Raw genomic sequence first — 15,343 nt, forward strand, 5'->3', positions numbered from 1 at the left:
GGCTTGATCTAGTCAAAATTACGCATCAACAATGCATAATTTAAATCGATATCTTCAGGAATTGGGATGTAAACAATATGACCGTCACCTAATCCGGCAGGCACCGGTTGACCTTTTTTGTTCTCCATTCGTTCAATAACAAAGGTTATATTGCCTTTTGGTGTCATCATTTCAACACTATCACCCACTGAAAACTTATTTTTAACAATAATTTCAGCTAACCCATTTAAACGCTCACCACTAAATTCACCAACAAACTGTTGTCGTTCTGAAACCGAATGGCTATGTACATAATTTTGCATATCTTCATGCTTATGACGACGCAAAAAGCCTTCGGTATATCCTCGATGAGCCAATGAATCAAGTTCAGCTAATAAATGCGGATCAAAAGGTTTGCCCTCGCTTGCCGCATCAATTGCTTGTCGATAAACTTGTGCTGTTCTGGCACAATAATAGTAAGATTTAGTCCTACCTTCAATTTTCAAAGAATGAACACCGATTTTTGTTAAATCTTCCACTAATTCAACAGCTCTTAAATCTTTAGAATTCATGATATAAGTACCATGCTCATCTTCAAAAGCTTGCATATATTCACCCGGTCGACCGGATTCTTCAAGCATAAATACTTTATCAGTTGTAGGACCAATGCCTAAAGTAGGTTCAACTTGTTGTACCGGTATGGGTTCACATTTATGAACGATCTGCCCTACTTCATCTTCTTTACCTTCAGCAACTTTATACTCCCACCGACAAGCGTTAGTACATGTACCTTGGTTTGAATCACGTTTGTTAATATAACCCGATAATAAACAACGGCCAGAATAAGCCATGCAAAGCGCACCATGAATAAACACTTCTAATTCCATTTCCGGAACTTTTTCTCGTATCTCAGCAATCTCATCAAGCGATAACTCACGGGATAACACAACTCGGGTTAATCCCATTTTGTGCCAAAATTTAACTGTCGCCCAATTTACTGCATTGGATTGTACCGATAAATGAATTTCCATTTCAGGAAAATGTTCCCGAACTAGCATAATTAAACCAGGATCTGACATAATAAAAGCGTCCGGTTTCATATTGACAATCGGTTCTAAATCACGGATAAACGTTTTAAGCTTTGAGTTATGCGGCGCAATGTTTACTACAACATAAAACTTTTTACCTTGAGCATGCGCCTCATTAATCCCGATAGCGAGATTTTCATGATTAAATTCGTTATTGCGAACACGTAGACTATAACGTGGTTGCCCTGCATAAACAGCATCAGCGCCATATGCAAAAGCATAACGCATATTTTTAAGAGAACCAGCAGGAGAAAGTAACTCTGGTTTTGTATACAAGTTTGTCATTAAAAAATGCCTCTGATTTCAAGTCAGTATTACTTATTCGTAATAGGTTAAGCAAAATAAGTTGGGCATTTTACGCTTTAGCATTGTGCTTGGCAAATATATTTAAAAATGCCAAAAACATCACAAATGTTCGATGTAAAGAAAACGATTTTTACATTAAAGTATGACAATACTCACATCAATTCACAATATTCAGTTGTATCAAAAATTTTTTATGTATTTTAACTAAACGCTTAAAGTTAATAACAAATCCAAGCATCAATTATTTTATACACATAATTTATTGTAATTATATTGTTGAGGAGAACACAAATGTCAGAACTGATTAACTGGTATGGTGCGCTGATTGGATTATTCCTGGCTATATTGTTAATTTTAAGGGGCATAAATCCAGTCTACTCATTATTCTTTGGCGCTATCATTGGAGCATTTATTGGTGGGGCGAATTTAATTCAAACTGTTGCAATTTTAACTAACGGAACACAAAGCATCATGGGCACAGTGATACGGGTACTAGCTGCCGGCATCCTTGCTGGTGTGATGATGGAATCCGGTGCCGCTGAAACAATAGCGCAAGCTGTTGTAAAAAAATTAGGTGAAAAAAAAGCACTGCTAGCTTTAGCCTTAGCAACTGGCATTATTACAGCTTCAGGGGTGTTTATACCGGTTGCTGTTTTAATTGTTGCACCAATTGCGCTATCTGTTGGCAATAAAATGAAGATATCTCGTTTAGCGCTGTTATTAGCCTTATCCGGTGGCGGAAAAGCAGGAAACATTATTTCACCCAATCCCAATACCATTGCTGTTGCTAATGGATTTAATTTAAGCTTAAGCGATGTCATGATTGCAGGCTTTTTACCGGCACTATTTGGACTATTAGCAACAGTACTGATCGCTTCTTTGATTAAAAATAAAAGTGACACAATTACAAATCAAGAAGTCATGGCATTAAAAAATCAAGAGCAAGATAAATTAGACACCCCATCATTAGCGAAAGCGATTGTGGCACCGGCCACGGCAATTTTATTATTAATGCTTAACCCTATCGGTAATATTTTACATATTCAATTCCTTGCCAATTTAAAAATAGACGCCTTATTTATATTGCCACTCGCTGGAATGATTGGCATGCTAGCAATGGGACAACAGAGCAAAATTATTTTATTTACCAAATCTGGAATTGAAAAAATGACACCAACCGTACTAATTTTAATTGGTGCAGGTGCAATCGCTGGATTAATCGCATCATCAAATTTAGCCAGTCAAGTTATAGCAATGATCGAATCAATGGGTATTTCAGGTTACTATTTATCCCCCATTTCGGGAATTTTAATGGCAGCCGCTACAGCTTCGACATCAACAGGCGTCATTATTGCAACAGGCGCTTTTGGCACAACCATTATGGATATGGGCGTTCCAACAATTAATGCTGCCGTGATGATGCACACTGGCGCTACAGTTATTGACTCCTTACCACAGGGCAACTATTTCCATGTCACAGCCAATAGCATGAACATGTCAATAAAACAACGAATGAAGCTGATTCCCTATGAGGCGCTTGTTGGTGGCACAATGACATTAGTTGCAACAATTTTCTATGCATTTATTTATTAATATCAGGATTAATATTATGAAACACAAAACTTTTGTACTTGCACCCGATTCTTTTAAAGAGTGTTTGACCGCTAAAGCGGTTTGCCAGGCAATGGAGTCAGGATTAAAAAAAGTGTTCCCTGATGCAAAATTTATCCATGTTCCCATGGCTGATGGTGGTGAAGGAACCACTCAATCTTTAGTTGATGCCACAAATGGAACATTACACGCTTGCCAAGTCACCAGTCCCCTAGGTGATAAAATCACAGCTCATTATGGAATTTTAGGAGATAAAACTACCGCCGTCATTGAAATGGCTAGCGCTAGTGGGATTCATCTTGTGCCAAAAACAAAGCGCAATCCACTCATTACTACAACCTTCGGCACTGGAGAGTTAATCATTGAATGCCTAAAACATGGCGTTAAAAAAATTATACTGGGTATTGGTGGAAGTGCGACTAATGACGGTGGCGCAGGAATGGCTCAAGCATTGGGTATAAAATTTTATGATAATGAAGGTAAAGAACTGCCTAAAGGTGGTGGTGCATTGGGTAAATTGGCCAAAATTGACATAACGGAAGTTAACCCACTTTTACGCAATATCGAAATCATTGTTGCCAGTGATGTAAGCAACCCATTATGTGGCGAAAAAGGCGCATCTTGCGTATTTGGTCCACAAAAAGGGGCGACGGCTGAAATGGTTAAACAATTAGATCAGAATTTACAACATTATGCTTCAATCATTAAATCACAGCTAGGTAAAGAGGTAGCAACGATTCCCGGTGCAGGTGCTGCCGGCGGGCTTGGTGCAGGTTTAATGGCATTTACAAACAGTAAAATGCAAAAAGGAATCGACATTGTTATCCATTACAGTGAACTACGCCAAAAATTAAAAGGTGCTGATTTTTGTTTTACAGGAGAAGGCGGCATTGATTATCAAACTAAATTTGGTAAAACACCTTATGGTGTTGCGCAAATTGCTAAAGCGCAAAATGTGCCAGTGATTGCACTAGCGGGGACTATCGGGAAAAATATTGAAGAGCTCTATCCAAATGGAATTGATGCAATTTTCGGTATTATTCCTTCCGCATCACCAATTGAAGAACTCTTATTAAACGGTTTTAAAAATATTGAGCAAACAAGTGAAAATATTGCTCGTTTAATCAAAATTAGCCAAACATAAAACTAAAGCGATTAGTCTTCATGGGTAATAATACGCAACATCGTACTATTACCCATTCGATAAGGACAAACGAAAGATTTTTTATTTTTAAAATAATTAATAAAACTAAAAACATTATTTAATTGATGCCAAATGATAGATTAAGCAAAAAAGCAATAATCAATTAAAACACGTTTGATTATTAAACGCTATAACGAATCATCTTTATAAATTAATGGTAGATATTCATTCCAACGGTATTCTCGAATTGGCATAGGTTTAGCATTTTCGAAATACAACACTAAAGCTGGTTTAATACCATTCCAATTATCAACAAATTCATAGCGCACCAAAAAGCCTTCATTGATTAATTTTTTTGCTTTTGCATGATAGTTAAAATAGCTCATATGCGGGTTATATAATTAGTTTAAGTTAGCATTAGAATAATAGATTAATATTTGTACCACGCCTGAATTTGTTGATCAATGACATCTAGGAAATTAATTCTAACGATATATTCTAAATTAATACTGTCTTTCTGATCCCCAATAGCATTTGTGGTTTTTGGTGTTGGTGTTACTGCATATGCAACAACAGCGGCGACTACAGCAACAATTATGCTAACAACGACCGACGCTTGCTGACGATTAACAATGACAACTTTATCAAAAATACTCGCTTTTCTGGATGAATCATAATCAAGCGTTTTTTTTTTCATTGTTTAAATAGACATCTGTAATGTTGTTATCAAAGCCTTTTGGAAATTTATTACGAATATTTTGGAGAAGTGAAAGAGAGGTGTCGAGTTGATATATTTTTTTTCGGTCAGTCCGTTAGGGTCTTTATGATATATCAGCATATTAGTAGTACTCCACTTTTGTATAGGCTTTTTCTATTGCTTCCAGCTTGTTATATTGAACTTGTCCGCCTTGAATTTCATTTCCTTTAGCGTGCAACATATGGGTATCTATCACAACACCCACATGAGACGGAAGATCACCAACATAAGCAAGAAACACTGCATTGTTACTCTTTTCGCATGGTTTCCAGTTTCTAAGTGATTCTGGGATGGCTTCATTTTGAATTGTCGTTTTCTTTGATTGATAACCGATTATTGTTTTTAATTCGATAGAAAGTACATGCTCTATCTACCCATTTTATACCAATCACCTTGTTAAAAAATTCATTAACTGTCATTTTTTTATGCTTAACCCAGTCCTCTGTATTCTTCAAGCGTATAAATTGGGTTGCTCTCTGTATGCCTAGGTTTTGCCAGAACCATTGGATTATCATCCGTTGCTTTAATTTCAACGGTAGTGCGGTTAAATCTTATGTCCTCTTCTGATATATAAAGTGAGTGGCGTTGTATTGGTTTATTCATTGATAGCTCTTTATATTGTTCATAAATCATAGATATAGGCTCTTGCCAGCCAAAGGGGGATATCGAATTCACAATTTTTTTGATTTCATCACCAATATGAATGCGTGAAAACTGTAAATTTAATTTTGGAGTTAACTCAGAACCCTGATCTGGCAAATTGATTTTTGCTGCGACAAGTATAAATTCATTACCGGCAAACGTTAAAGGCTTAAATTGATTCAAGATCAATCTCAATGGTGCTTTAAACTCCGGGTGATGAAAAGTTATAGTGTCGTATTCTTCAGCAGGGTTCTTCTGTGTGAAAAATTCACGTTGTTCTTGTGATATAGTCATGTCTAACCTATATTTTTCATATTGACATTAATAATCTGATCAAACTGACTACGTGCTTTATTTGAGTAGTAAGCTTGATGATTGATAATATCAAGAGGTATATAATCTGGTGGTGCGTAATTATTAATTAATATCTTTGCGCTGTAGCTCCATTGAAGATGATTATTTCTTGTTGTGTTCAATAGTGAATCGCGTAAAAAACGACAATTCAATGTTTGTGATGTATCCCACTCGGTCGCTAATTTTATATCAAATGGTAAAAAACCTTTTTTAAAACGTTATTAAACCAGTTTAAAAAAATTTGTGCTCCATAATCTAATAAAACAAAACTAATATCTCTTAAAATAGTCTGTTCTTGCGCTATACGTTTAAAATAGAGTTTACCGCTTCGTGCTTCTATTGTTGAAAACTGAGCCTTTTGTTGTATTGAATAAGTACTTAGCTGCACTGTTTTTTGCTCTAATGGATAATCATTCATTATCACTCCTGTTTTTTTTAGATAATAAAAAACCCGCCGAAGCGGGTTGATATAAATTGTAATTAACTAATTATTTCTAATAACTTTTCTAACCCACCTACTCGGCGGTAAACTTTTTTTGGCAGTCAATTATTCTATTCTATTGCAAGTTGCTACTGCATTTATCTTATAATTTTTTTTATTATCTTGGTTCAATTCATTATTTTTATGGGTTGCTATCTGTTCTTCTGTTTTAGTAAATTTATTTTGTGATTCTTTTTTGATTGTGTGTGTAAAGCTATGATTAACATCTTCTTGTTCATGTAATTTAAGTTTCCCTGAATATTCATCAATTACATCACTTTCTATCCAGTTATTATTTTCCTCATCAAATATATATAATTTCTCATTTTCAATTTTATATTCTTCAGTAAGTGAAACATTAAGGCCGTCTTTTACATAGTCGACAAATTTTTCATTCTGGAACTTTATCCTATAACTTGTAAGATCACACTTCCATTTACCAACAAGATACTCTTTAGTAACCTCATCATCTCCACAGCCAGTTAAAACAAACCCAATTAATCCAAGCAATGCAATTTTTTTCATATCATCTCCTTAAATTTTAGGTAATGGTATGAAATTTATTATTTAATATCAATTATAATTTAGATTGGACATTTGTTGCGCTCGATATGGCTTGCCAAACTTCGCCTGTATGCTCTTTAATATCATTAACGATCTCTCGTTTTGCTTGTGTTACTGCGGTTCTGATAATTTAATTTTCATAATCAATTGATGGCTTACTAACTTCAACACCACTTGCATAGTTTTCTACATAAAATTCCATTGTATGTTTTGACCTTGATTGGAAGTGATTTGTCGATTGCTTAATACTCGTCCGTTTTCGCCTGGTATTAAATACTGTTTGCCACCTTCACCGACTCGGTACATTGAATTTATGCTCCATACTCACCTCTTGCTATTCCAATACTTAACATTGATTCAAAAAGGTCATAACTTCCTGCTTTAGCAACATTAGTTTTTTTTATAACTATGCAGCCCACTGCTCTTGCAAAATAATCTGCAACCAATGTTGTTTCACTTAACTCTTGTAATGCTAAAAGTTCATCACAAGTAAAAAATCGTGTCCCTTTGTTTTCATATAGACGATCTTTAAAAACAGGAAGCGAAATTCATAGGTAAGATGCAGCAACAGCTTGCTCCCCCCTTAACATACTTAAGCATTTCAATTACAAGTTCTCTTTGGTTTCCCATCTTTTTACCTTTTCCGTTGGATTACTTTTAAAATAGATATTACATATAGTATTAATTAGGCGGCGTCGGGTGGAAAAACATCATCCAAAGAAATGTTCAATCCTAAGATGATAAAAAAGCCAGTAATATTTCGGCATGTTTTGAAGTCAATATTTCGACGACTATTTTCATAATATGAAATCGCACCTTGAGACGTGTTTATTGCTTTGGCTAGCTCTTCTTGAGTGATACCCAACTGCTCTCTAAATTCCTTAATTTTGTCCATAACAGATACCTTAATTATTGTTATGAGCATAAGTATTACATTATGTAATTTATTATTTCAGTGATAATTACATTTTGTTGGTTGTTAATTTAATACATTCCGTAATAATTAAAGCTGGAGGAGCTTATGAATACTTGTAAAAATATAATTAAAAAAAGAATGCAAGATATTGGCGAAACACAAGAAAGCCTTGCCGAAAAATTGAGTGTATCTCAAGGAAGTATTGCGCATTGGCTATCCGGAACCGGAGGAAGAAAGCCGGACACTGATATTATCGCCTCAATGCTTAATGCAGTTGGAATCAGGGAATTAATCATAAATGCTGATGGCTCAGCATCAGAAAATAATATGCAAAACAAACTCAATAAAAATAATTTTCAAATTGAGGGTTTAGATATTAAAGCTAGCGTAGGAGCGGCCTACCTAAATTCGGATATAAAGGAAGTGATTAAATTAGTATAATATGATTCAGAGCAAGCAAAAGACCTATTTAATGGAGTGAATACTGAAAATTTAAAAGTTATAAATATATCGGGCGATTCAATGCAAGGCACGTTTTAAGTGGCGACTCGATCTATATAGATGTTCCAAAAAAAGAATTTAACGAAGATGCAATATATGTATCTACATTTTGTAAAATTTTGTATGTTAAGCGATTACAAATAATAAAAAATACAAAGAATGGGATATAAGCGAAGATGAATTGACCAACTTTATATAAATGGTAAAGTAATGCTAAGTCAATCAATATTATTGAGAAAACACGGCTAACCACTTCGATTGTTTTTGTTTAACAAAACTATAATCATGATTAGATATATATTAAATAATAATTTAAGGAGAAAACAGTGAGTTATATTTATGAAACAGTTCAAATCCCACCAAATATTAATGTAGGAAAAAAGGATAAAGGCAATGAAGCTGGAGCTTATTTGCGTGAAATAATAAATAACAAAGCCAACGATAATTGGGAATTTGTAAGCGTTGAGAGCGTTGGAGTAAGAACATCTCCAGGGTGTCTTGCTGCTCTTTTAGGAAAGAAAGAAGAATATTCTATTTATTATGTGATTATCTTTAGACGTGAAGTGGCTTAGTTTTAAATTAATATATCTATATAGAGCGATAGCCCCCAATCGCATTCGCTCAGCATGTAGATTCGAACCGTCTTGCTCAGAATATGCCTTATTAGCAATTGAAAAATATGGCGTATTAAAAGGGTGGAAAATGACATTAGGTAGATTAATGAGATGTAAACCACCAAATGGCGGCAAAGATTATCCGTAACAACCGCTTCGGCGGTTTTATCAGAGTGAAAAATAGGTACTTGGAATAATATAGGGAATGTTATATAAGGAGTGAAAATGGTTACAAATATTTGGGATGAAAGAGGTCTTATTCCGCCTATTGATCAACAAAACCCAACATCAAATAATAGATCGCCTTATAAAATCACCATTTTTGATTTTATTAATATATTTGGTTTCTCCCAAAAAAGATTGGAATTATTAGATAGTTTTCTCGATTTCCAAAAAAAATTATTGGATTCTGGATTGTTAATTCATAAACAGTGGGTTAATGGTAGTTTTTGTGAACACTGTGAAATGACTAGAAATAGATCTCCAAATGATATTGATGCTGTATTTTTTTATACTGTTAATAATGTAGAATTATATGAAATAAACATAAATTGTTTATCGAATGAATTAGTTAAAAAAACATTTAAAGTTGATTCATATTTAATTCACCTTCCTACTGGCGATGCAAACATTGATATTCACTGCAACTTTATGAATATAACTGCGTACTGGAGTAGCTTATGGTCACATACACGAAGCGGGGAATGGAAAGGCTTTATTGAATTAGACAATTTTCATATTGATAACTATAATAACGCAAAGTTATTAATCGCAAATAAGAGGATTGAAATAAATGGATAGAAACGAATATTTCTCTCTTATGAGTGAAAAAAACACATTAGCTGGATTAATAGAAAAAACACCAGATACGCTTGAATTCAAACTTCAAAAGATGAGCTTAAATTCAAGATTAATAAAAGTAGAAAATAAATTAAGAAATATAAATAAAGATATTCTGCATTCTCCATCACAATTAAAAATAACTTTTCGCGGAGCACCTGTATTAGGTACAACAGGCATTTCAAGCATTTTCGGTACCAATGCTATAAAAGCATTAACAGATGCTATTAACAGTATTTTAAAATCTCTCTACTTTGGAAGAAGTGAAAATGCTAATTTGATGATTACAGGAACTGCAAAAGGTTCTTTTGGTTTTGTTATGGAAGATCTTGGAAATCAGTCTCTTTCTTTAATAACTGATGATGATAAACCCACAAATAAAGCAATTAACAAACTTCAAGAAATTTTAAATTTTGCAAGCAATTCTGACTCAACAGAATTAATTGAAAATATAATAGAATTAGATCTTAACTCAATAAATAAAATTAAAGATTTTGTCGAAATATTAGATAAAAATAATGCTGTATGTGCAATTAATTTTGATAATCACTCATTTTCGTTCAAAAACAACAATGAAGTGAAAACAGCATTGTCTCATTTAGATATAGCAAAAAAATTAGATGAAAATGTAGAACTAAATGTAATGTTTTTAGGCGTATTGCCTAATAAAAGGAAATGCGAATTTAGATTAAAAGATGATGACAATGTTTATGTTGCAAGTATTGATAAGAAAATCAAAGATCCTGAGCTTATTAATAAGCATTTAGGCTCTTATACTAATGTCTATTTTAAGACCTCTCAGATTGAAAATAAGTCTAAAAAATATTTATTACTGGACATCCCGACTTCTTGGTAGTAACAAATTTCAGCAAATCAACACAACCCGCCCAGTGCGGGTTTTATCATGCCTAAAATCTGCATATAAAACCTTTTCCCGCTTAAATTGTATAAAAACCAACCTGCAAGTATTACATATTGTACTGCTACCGCATCAAAATAATATAACTTAACAACAAAGTCATACAAGGCTAAGAGTTATTTAACTAGTTAAGAGGATTCAAGTAGCTAGCTGAGGCATATGAAAGTACAGCGGTTTTGTAAAACAATCACAGCAGTACGCATCTGGTGAGCGACTAAATCACTACTAGCGCCATCAAGGGATCGACTAGCCATCAAGTTCTTTAATAAATAAAGATTGCGATTTAAGTTCAAATCAAAGCGCATTCACTGAGTGCGTTTGAGTTTGAGCAAATATTGACAGCTCAGAAAGACAAGTACATCGCTACATCCTATTGCCCTCACTTGAGGTTTTTTTTCAAAGTGATAGTGACTAACAAAGATTTTGTTAATGTGAAAATCAAAGATAGATTTCACAAGAATTATGAGTTAATAGACAGCGAAATTAAGTTTGCCCTCCTTTGCACATAATTAGTGATTTTAGGTGGATTATTTGGCTTGTTCTACTAGATGCTATGGATTGCTACGAGGAGAGTTATGCAGTTACATAAATTGGTTGAAAATGGTTACGAAAGCACTTACTGCAATATGTTAAAAAATATTAAAATGCAAGATGCTAAAGAAGAATGGATTGAAAGCCGAGCTGAAGAGCTAATCAAAAACTTGGGTAATGAAAATGATTGGCAAATTATCGAACTGCCAAAAATCAAACTGGAGAAAGAAAATGGCAAGAGGCGTTAATCAGGTTATTTTAGTTGGTTACTCAACTCTAGACCCTGAAATCAGATATACAACTGACGATAGAACAATAGCATAAATTATAATCGCCACAAATGAAGAATGAAAAGATAACAATACTGGCGAAAAGAAATCAAAAGCCGAAATAACAAGTGAGTATGTAAAAAAAGATTTTTATTTTATGTTTCTGGCCAATAACAAACTCGTAAATGGCAAGATCAAAGCGGTAACAATCGTTACATAACACAAGTTGTTATCAATCCTATTGGTGGAACATTGCGGATTTTAGGTGCTCGCAGTGATTCTAGCCAGCGACAATCAGAGCAACCTAATAATTGCCCTGCTCCGCAACCGCAAAACGAGCCACCGACGGACATTGATGATGAGCTTTTTTAAAGCTTTTCTAGTATACTAATATTTTATTTGTAAAAATATTAAATAGGCTAACCAATTGATAATTCGTCCAGAAAAAGAAAATGATATCCCAGTCATTTCAGATTTGTTAAGGCTAGCGTTTTTTAATCAACCATATAGCAATAACGATGAATATTTGCTAGTGGAGAAATTAAGAAAGGAAAATGCATTAGCACTTAGTTATGTAGCAATAATTAATGATAAAATTGTTGGTTATATAGCATTTAGCCCAATAACAATTGATGGAAAAAAACTAATCTATTAGGGCTTGCTCCCATTGCAATATTACCAAAATATCAAAGGAAAGGTATAGGCTCTGCGTTAATTAATAGCACACTAACTCAAATTAAAAAACAAGGGTTTGATGGTTGTGTATTAGTAGGGTTTCCTGATTTTTATCAGAAACTAGGCTTTATATCAGCAGACCCTCTTGTATATTCAGGTGTTGAAAAGCGTTATTTCATGAAACTATTGTTTAAAAATGATATTGTACTTTCGGGTGAAATAAAATTTCATCCCGCATTTTATTCATAGCCCTTATATTATACTCTGAAATATCCAACAAAGGACATAAAGTCCTTTTTATTCCCTGCATCTGTTAATAACTCGTTTGATATCTACCCTATCCCATTAATTTAAATTCAATTATCACGATGATTATTTAGTGTGCGATTACTATTACCTAAAGTTTAAAAAATAATGAACGTACTATTACTATTCGACGTCATAAGTTGTGGGCGTGTTGCGCTCGAACGTGCCAATATTCCAGTTACAAAATACTATTCTAGTGAAATTGACAAATATGCAATACAAGTTAGCCAAAACAATTACCACGATATTATTAGGCTGAGGGATATCAACAACTGGAAAATCAGTTACTTTTTTAATTTATTGATTTATTTGATATTTCGATGGAGGCGCGTCCCGGAGTCGAACCGAGGTAGACGGATTTGCAATCCGCAGCATGGCCACTCTGCCAACGCGCCGTTAAGGTCTATCTGAATAGGTGGCAAATATTAGCATCGCCTTGTTTAGACGTCAAGTTTAAATAGCTTATAATTACAGCAGTCATCGTTTTTCGCAATAAATTTTACAATATAGGCTTTTTTGTCAAGAAGTTTCAGATTTTATATACGTTTTAGTATAAAAATACACATCGCATGGCATGCATATCGTTTAAATTCATCTAAATAAATAATTTGCCCTGATTGTTTTAGGTATTATTTTACCCCAACACGACTGTTAACTTAAGCATTGCCATATTGAGCAAAAGGGACTTAATTTAAATTTAGATATTACAGACAACTTTTTTATCTTATAATTTTTTACAATTTACTCGCTAATTTTGTATACTCCACATAGCCATATTTAAATTTGAGGTAAGCCATGATTGATTTAAAACTTAGAGAGGTGAAAAAAGATCTTTCAGAAAAAGAGCTTGCCGTCGCTCAATATATTCAAGCGAATACACAAGCGCTTAAAAATATGAGCATACAGTCATTAGCCAAATTAAATCATGTCAGCACCACAACAATTCTACGCCTTTGCAATAAATTGGGTTATAACGGATTTAGTGATTTTAAAGTTGATCTGATCTCTTCAATTCCTCGAAAAATCAATGCTGAAATACTTCAAGACGACATCAATCTTAATGACTCCTTACAAGACGTTAATAGCAAAGTACAAGCTATGGAAAAATCCTCAATTGATGAAACCTACTCTATGGTGAATATCGAATCGCTAAATAAAGCAATCGATCTTATTATTAAAAGTAATAAGATTATTATTTATGGCACCAGTAGCAGTGGATTGGTTGGAAAAGAACTGGAATATCAATTAATTAAAATTAAAAAAGATGTTAGCTGTCATTTCGATTCGCATATTCAAAAAAGTATCGCGAATACATTAGACAAAAATGATCTTGTTATCATTATTTCACATTCGGGCGAAACACCGGAATGTATCGATTTATTGAAATTGGCCAGAAAAAATAGTGTTCCTTCGATTGCAATTACCAAAATGGGACAAAGTCAGGTCTCTTTATTAGCGGAAGTGATTTTACATACTACATCAACGGAACATGCTTCCCGTTTAATTCCGATTCGTTCAAAAATTTCTCAACTTTCAGTCATCAATATGCTGGTTACCAATCTATTTATCCGAAAATATGATGAACGCTTGTTGTTACAAACCCAAAATCGTGAAGAGCGTAAATATCCTCATCGCTAAATTTAAACGTGATAAGTGCCCTTCTGTCTTTGCTATAGAAATCACATAAACTCATCTTCTGCATGCTCATCAAATTAGCTAATTTTTAGCGCTGATAAAAATCGATTAAAAAATTTCAATAAACATGATCAACTTCACAAATTTCTAAAAATCTCACAAAAAAGAGATGACTTATATTTTGCTTAGATGTAATTTTATTACTAAATTAAATAATATTTAAAGTAACATTATTACAAAGATTTCAAATGTAGTTAAAAAAAGGAAATAAAAATGCAAACACAAATTCCCATTATTTTAGCTAGCCATGGACCATTTGCTCAAGGAGCGCTTGAATGTGCGCAGATGCTAATGGGGGAACAGCAAAATATCGACGTTATATCGGTTTTGATCGATAGTAATGTTGACAATTTAAGGCAACAAATGCATGACAGTTATCATCAGCTTAATAGCGGTAAAGGTGTAATTATCTTGGTCGACATCTTAGGAGGAACGCCGTGTAATTTGGCTGGCGAACTGTTGTTAAATCATGATGATGTCCTGTTATTTTGTGGTTTTAATATTCCGGTTTTGCTTGAAGTTTTAAATAATCGAGAAGGTACGCTTGATGATGTTAAATCAGCCATTGAAGAAGTCTTTCCACAAAGCTGTATTGACGTACGACAAGTACTAGATTCTCAGCGTGAAACATCTATAGATTTGTAAGGAGAACACCATGCCAATTAATGTAGCAAGAATTGATGATCGTTTGATTCATGGACAAGTTATCACAACTTGGGTAAAAAATTTTGATATTGAACAAGTATTGATTATTAATGATAAAGTTGCCGCTGATAAAGTTCAGCAATCGGTACTTACCATGTCTGCCCCACCAGATTTAAAAGTATTAGTCTTTGGCGTTTCACAATTTATCGACATATTGAAAAAAACCGAAATTAAAAAACGTACGATGTTACTTTTTACAAATAGTATTGATGTCAACAAATTGATCGAAGGTGGTCTGAAAATTGACAAGCTCAATGTCGGCGGCATGCGAATGCAAGATGGTCGACATCAATTATCAAGGGCGGTATCGGTGACAGCTGAGGAAGAACAAGCATTTAAAAATATTATAGCCAATAATGTCGAAGTTGAAGTTCAGATGGTACCCAAAGATCCTGTTGTCGATCTGAAAACCCTACTTAACTAATCTAATTATTTAAAGTTTTATC

At 33.8% G+C, this 15,343-nt stretch carries 21 protein-coding genes and 1 tRNA gene; 13 read left to right on the forward strand and 9 right to left on the reverse strand.

All coding sequences use genetic code 11. The features are described from left to right. Positions 1-8 precede the first annotated feature (8 nt). Positions 9-1,352: a tRNA 5-hydroxyuridine modification protein YegQ gene (yegQ, locus tag GYM74_RS06500; protein ID WP_220217416.1), complete on the reverse strand. Its 1,344-nt coding sequence runs from the start codon at positions 1,350-1,352 to the stop codon at positions 9-11. A gap of 312 nt (positions 1,353-1,664) precedes the next feature. Here yegQ and GYM74_RS06505 point away from each other — a divergent pair, with 312 nt between their 5' ends. Continuing rightward, entirely contained in the window at positions 1,665-2,966 is a 1,302-nt protein-coding gene (locus GYM74_RS06505) for a GntP family permease (RefSeq protein WP_220217417.1), read from the forward strand. 16 nt (positions 2,967-2,982) lie between these two features. Next, positions 2,983-4,128 carry a glycerate kinase gene (locus tag GYM74_RS06510; RefSeq protein WP_220217418.1) on the forward strand — a complete coding sequence of 382 codons (1,146 nt, stop codon included), beginning with the start codon at positions 2,983-2,985 and terminating at the stop codon, positions 4,126-4,128. Between the two features lie 188 nt (positions 4,129-4,316). Here GYM74_RS06510 and GYM74_RS06515 read toward each other — a convergent pair whose 3' ends face one another. The 7 genes from GYM74_RS06515 to GYM74_RS06545 all read right to left on the reverse strand — a co-directional run bounded on the left by GYM74_RS06515 (position 4,317) and on the right by GYM74_RS06545 (position 7,821). Further along, entirely contained in the window at positions 4,317-4,514 is a 198-nt protein-coding gene (locus GYM74_RS06515; protein ID WP_220217419.1) for a hypothetical protein, read from the reverse strand. A 44-nt stretch (positions 4,515-4,558) separates the two neighbouring features. Next, a complete protein-coding gene (locus GYM74_RS06520; protein WP_220217420.1) occupies positions 4,559-4,825 on the reverse strand; it encodes a hypothetical protein in 267 nt (88 codons plus the stop codon). Positions 4,826-4,967: 142 nt separating this feature from the next. Then, positions 4,968-5,126: a hypothetical protein gene (locus GYM74_RS06525; RefSeq protein ID WP_220217421.1), complete on the reverse strand. Its 159-nt coding sequence runs from the start codon at positions 5,124-5,126 to the stop codon at positions 4,968-4,970. 188 nt (positions 5,127-5,314) lie between these two features. After that, positions 5,315-5,821 carry a hypothetical protein gene (locus GYM74_RS06530; protein WP_220217422.1) on the reverse strand — a complete coding sequence of 169 codons (507 nt, stop codon included), beginning with the start codon at positions 5,819-5,821 and terminating at the stop codon, positions 5,315-5,317. A gap of 244 nt (positions 5,822-6,065) precedes the next feature. Next, positions 6,066-6,299: a hypothetical protein gene (locus GYM74_RS06535; protein WP_220217423.1), complete on the reverse strand. Its 234-nt coding sequence runs from the start codon at positions 6,297-6,299 to the stop codon at positions 6,066-6,068. A gap of 129 nt (positions 6,300-6,428) precedes the next feature. Further along, on the reverse strand, positions 6,429-6,887 hold the full coding sequence (locus GYM74_RS06540; protein WP_220217424.1) for a hypothetical protein: 459 nt from the start codon (positions 6,885-6,887) through the stop codon (positions 6,429-6,431). Between the two features lie 724 nt (positions 6,888-7,611). After that, entirely contained in the window at positions 7,612-7,821 is a 210-nt protein-coding gene (locus tag GYM74_RS06545; RefSeq protein WP_220217425.1) for a helix-turn-helix transcriptional regulator, read from the reverse strand. A 126-nt stretch (positions 7,822-7,947) separates the two neighbouring features. Between GYM74_RS06545 and GYM74_RS06550 the strand changes: the two genes are divergently transcribed. From GYM74_RS06550 to GYM74_RS12390, 8 genes are all read left to right on the forward strand, one after another. Continuing rightward, entirely contained in the window at positions 7,948-8,283 is a 336-nt protein-coding gene (locus GYM74_RS06550; protein WP_220217426.1) for a helix-turn-helix transcriptional regulator, read from the forward strand. Positions 8,284-8,669: 386 nt separating this feature from the next. After that, entirely contained in the window at positions 8,670-8,915 is a 246-nt protein-coding gene (locus tag GYM74_RS06555) for a DUF4177 domain-containing protein (RefSeq protein WP_220217427.1), read from the forward strand. Next, the gene (gene yidD / locus GYM74_RS12330; RefSeq protein WP_220217428.1) at positions 8,902-9,105 is read left to right on the forward strand and encodes a membrane protein insertion efficiency factor YidD; all 204 of its coding nucleotides are present in this window, start codon (positions 8,902-8,904) and stop codon (positions 9,103-9,105) included. Before GYM74_RS06555 ends, yidD begins: the two co-directional genes overlap by 14 nt. Before the next feature lie 77 nt (positions 9,106-9,182). After that, a complete protein-coding gene (locus tag GYM74_RS06565) occupies positions 9,183-9,758 on the forward strand; it encodes a hypothetical protein (RefSeq protein WP_220217429.1) in 576 nt (191 codons plus the stop codon). Then, positions 9,751-10,653, forward strand: coding sequence for a hypothetical protein (locus tag GYM74_RS06570; protein ID WP_220217430.1), 903 nt, complete (start codon positions 9,751-9,753; stop codon positions 10,651-10,653). Before GYM74_RS06565 ends, GYM74_RS06570 begins: the two co-directional genes overlap by 8 nt. 638 nt (positions 10,654-11,291) lie before the next feature. Beyond that, entirely contained in the window at positions 11,292-11,495 is a 204-nt protein-coding gene (locus tag GYM74_RS06575) for a hypothetical protein (protein ID WP_220217431.1), read from the forward strand. Between the two features lie 448 nt (positions 11,496-11,943). Continuing rightward, a complete protein-coding gene (locus GYM74_RS06580) occupies positions 11,944-12,171 on the forward strand; it encodes a GNAT family N-acetyltransferase (protein WP_220217432.1) in 228 nt (75 codons plus the stop codon). A 17-nt stretch (positions 12,172-12,188) separates the two neighbouring features. Next, a complete protein-coding gene (locus GYM74_RS12390; protein WP_370634057.1) occupies positions 12,189-12,440 on the forward strand; it encodes a GNAT family N-acetyltransferase in 252 nt (83 codons plus the stop codon). Between the two features lie 378 nt (positions 12,441-12,818). Here GYM74_RS12390 and GYM74_RS06590 read toward each other — a convergent pair. Further along, positions 12,819-12,892: transfer RNA gene (locus GYM74_RS06590), tRNA-Cys, on the reverse strand. 400 nt (positions 12,893-13,292) lie between these two features. On the opposite strand from GYM74_RS06590, the gene GYM74_RS06595 reads away from it, so the two are divergent. From GYM74_RS06595 to GYM74_RS06605, 3 genes are all read left to right on the forward strand, one after another. Continuing rightward, positions 13,293-14,135: a MurR/RpiR family transcriptional regulator gene (locus GYM74_RS06595; protein WP_220217433.1), complete on the forward strand. Its 843-nt coding sequence runs from the start codon at positions 13,293-13,295 to the stop codon at positions 14,133-14,135. A 270-nt stretch (positions 14,136-14,405) separates the two neighbouring features. Continuing rightward, entirely contained in the window at positions 14,406-14,837 is a 432-nt protein-coding gene (locus GYM74_RS06600) for a PTS sugar transporter subunit IIA (RefSeq protein WP_220217434.1), read from the forward strand. A 10-nt stretch (positions 14,838-14,847) separates the two neighbouring features. Next, on the forward strand, positions 14,848-15,321 hold the full coding sequence (locus tag GYM74_RS06605) for a PTS sugar transporter subunit IIB (protein WP_220217435.1): 474 nt from the start codon (positions 14,848-14,850) through the stop codon (positions 15,319-15,321). Positions 15,322-15,343: the final 22 nt, after the last annotated feature.

The sequence above is a fragment of the Gilliamella sp. ESL0405 genome (assembly GCF_019469205.1).
Taxonomy (GTDB): Bacteria; Pseudomonadota; Gammaproteobacteria; order Enterobacterales; family Orbaceae; genus Gilliamella.

What these genes read in the sequence shown, in the direction of transcription:
- GYM74_RS06550 (WP_220217426.1), top strand. Translation starts at nt 7,948, where the DNA reads ATGAATACTTGTAAAAATATAATTAAAAAAAGAATGCAAGATATTGGC.
- GYM74_RS06565 (WP_220217429.1), top strand. Translation starts at nt 9,183, where the DNA reads ATGGTTACAAATATTTGGGATGAAAGAGGTCTTATTCCGCCTATTGAT.
- GYM74_RS06515 (WP_220217419.1), bottom strand. Translation starts at nt 4,514, where the DNA reads ATGAGCTATTTTAACTATCATGCAAAAGCAAAAAAATTAATCAATGAA.
- GYM74_RS06595 (WP_220217433.1), top strand. Translation starts at nt 13,293, where the DNA reads ATGATTGATTTAAAACTTAGAGAGGTGAAAAAAGATCTTTCAGAAAAA.
- yegQ (WP_220217416.1), bottom strand. Translation starts at nt 1,352, where the DNA reads ATGACAAACTTGTATACAAAACCAGAGTTACTTTCTCCTGCTGGTTCT.
- GYM74_RS06540 (WP_220217424.1), bottom strand. Translation starts at nt 6,887, where the DNA reads ATGAAAAAAATTGCATTGCTTGGATTAATTGGGTTTGTTTTAACTGGC.
- GYM74_RS06520 (WP_220217420.1), bottom strand. Translation starts at nt 4,825, where the DNA reads ATGAAAAAAAAAACGCTTGATTATGATTCATCCAGAAAAGCGAGTATT.
- GYM74_RS06530 (WP_220217422.1), bottom strand. Translation starts at nt 5,821, where the DNA reads ATGACTATATCACAAGAACAACGTGAATTTTTCACACAGAAGAACCCT.
- GYM74_RS06575 (WP_220217431.1), top strand. Translation starts at nt 11,292, where the DNA reads ATGCAGTTACATAAATTGGTTGAAAATGGTTACGAAAGCACTTACTGC.
- GYM74_RS06545 (WP_220217425.1), bottom strand. Translation starts at nt 7,821, where the DNA reads ATGGACAAAATTAAGGAATTTAGAGAGCAGTTGGGTATCACTCAAGAA.
- GYM74_RS06510 (WP_220217418.1), top strand. Translation starts at nt 2,983, where the DNA reads ATGAAACACAAAACTTTTGTACTTGCACCCGATTCTTTTAAAGAGTGT.
- GYM74_RS06570 (WP_220217430.1), top strand. Translation starts at nt 9,751, where the DNA reads ATGGATAGAAACGAATATTTCTCTCTTATGAGTGAAAAAAACACATTA.
- GYM74_RS06605 (WP_220217435.1), top strand. Translation starts at nt 14,848, where the DNA reads ATGCCAATTAATGTAGCAAGAATTGATGATCGTTTGATTCATGGACAA.
- GYM74_RS06535 (WP_220217423.1), bottom strand. Translation starts at nt 6,299, where the DNA reads ATGAATGATTATCCATTAGAGCAAAAAACAGTGCAGCTAAGTACTTAT.
- GYM74_RS06505 (WP_220217417.1), top strand. Translation starts at nt 1,665, where the DNA reads ATGTCAGAACTGATTAACTGGTATGGTGCGCTGATTGGATTATTCCTG.
- GYM74_RS06600 (WP_220217434.1), top strand. Translation starts at nt 14,406, where the DNA reads ATGCAAACACAAATTCCCATTATTTTAGCTAGCCATGGACCATTTGCT.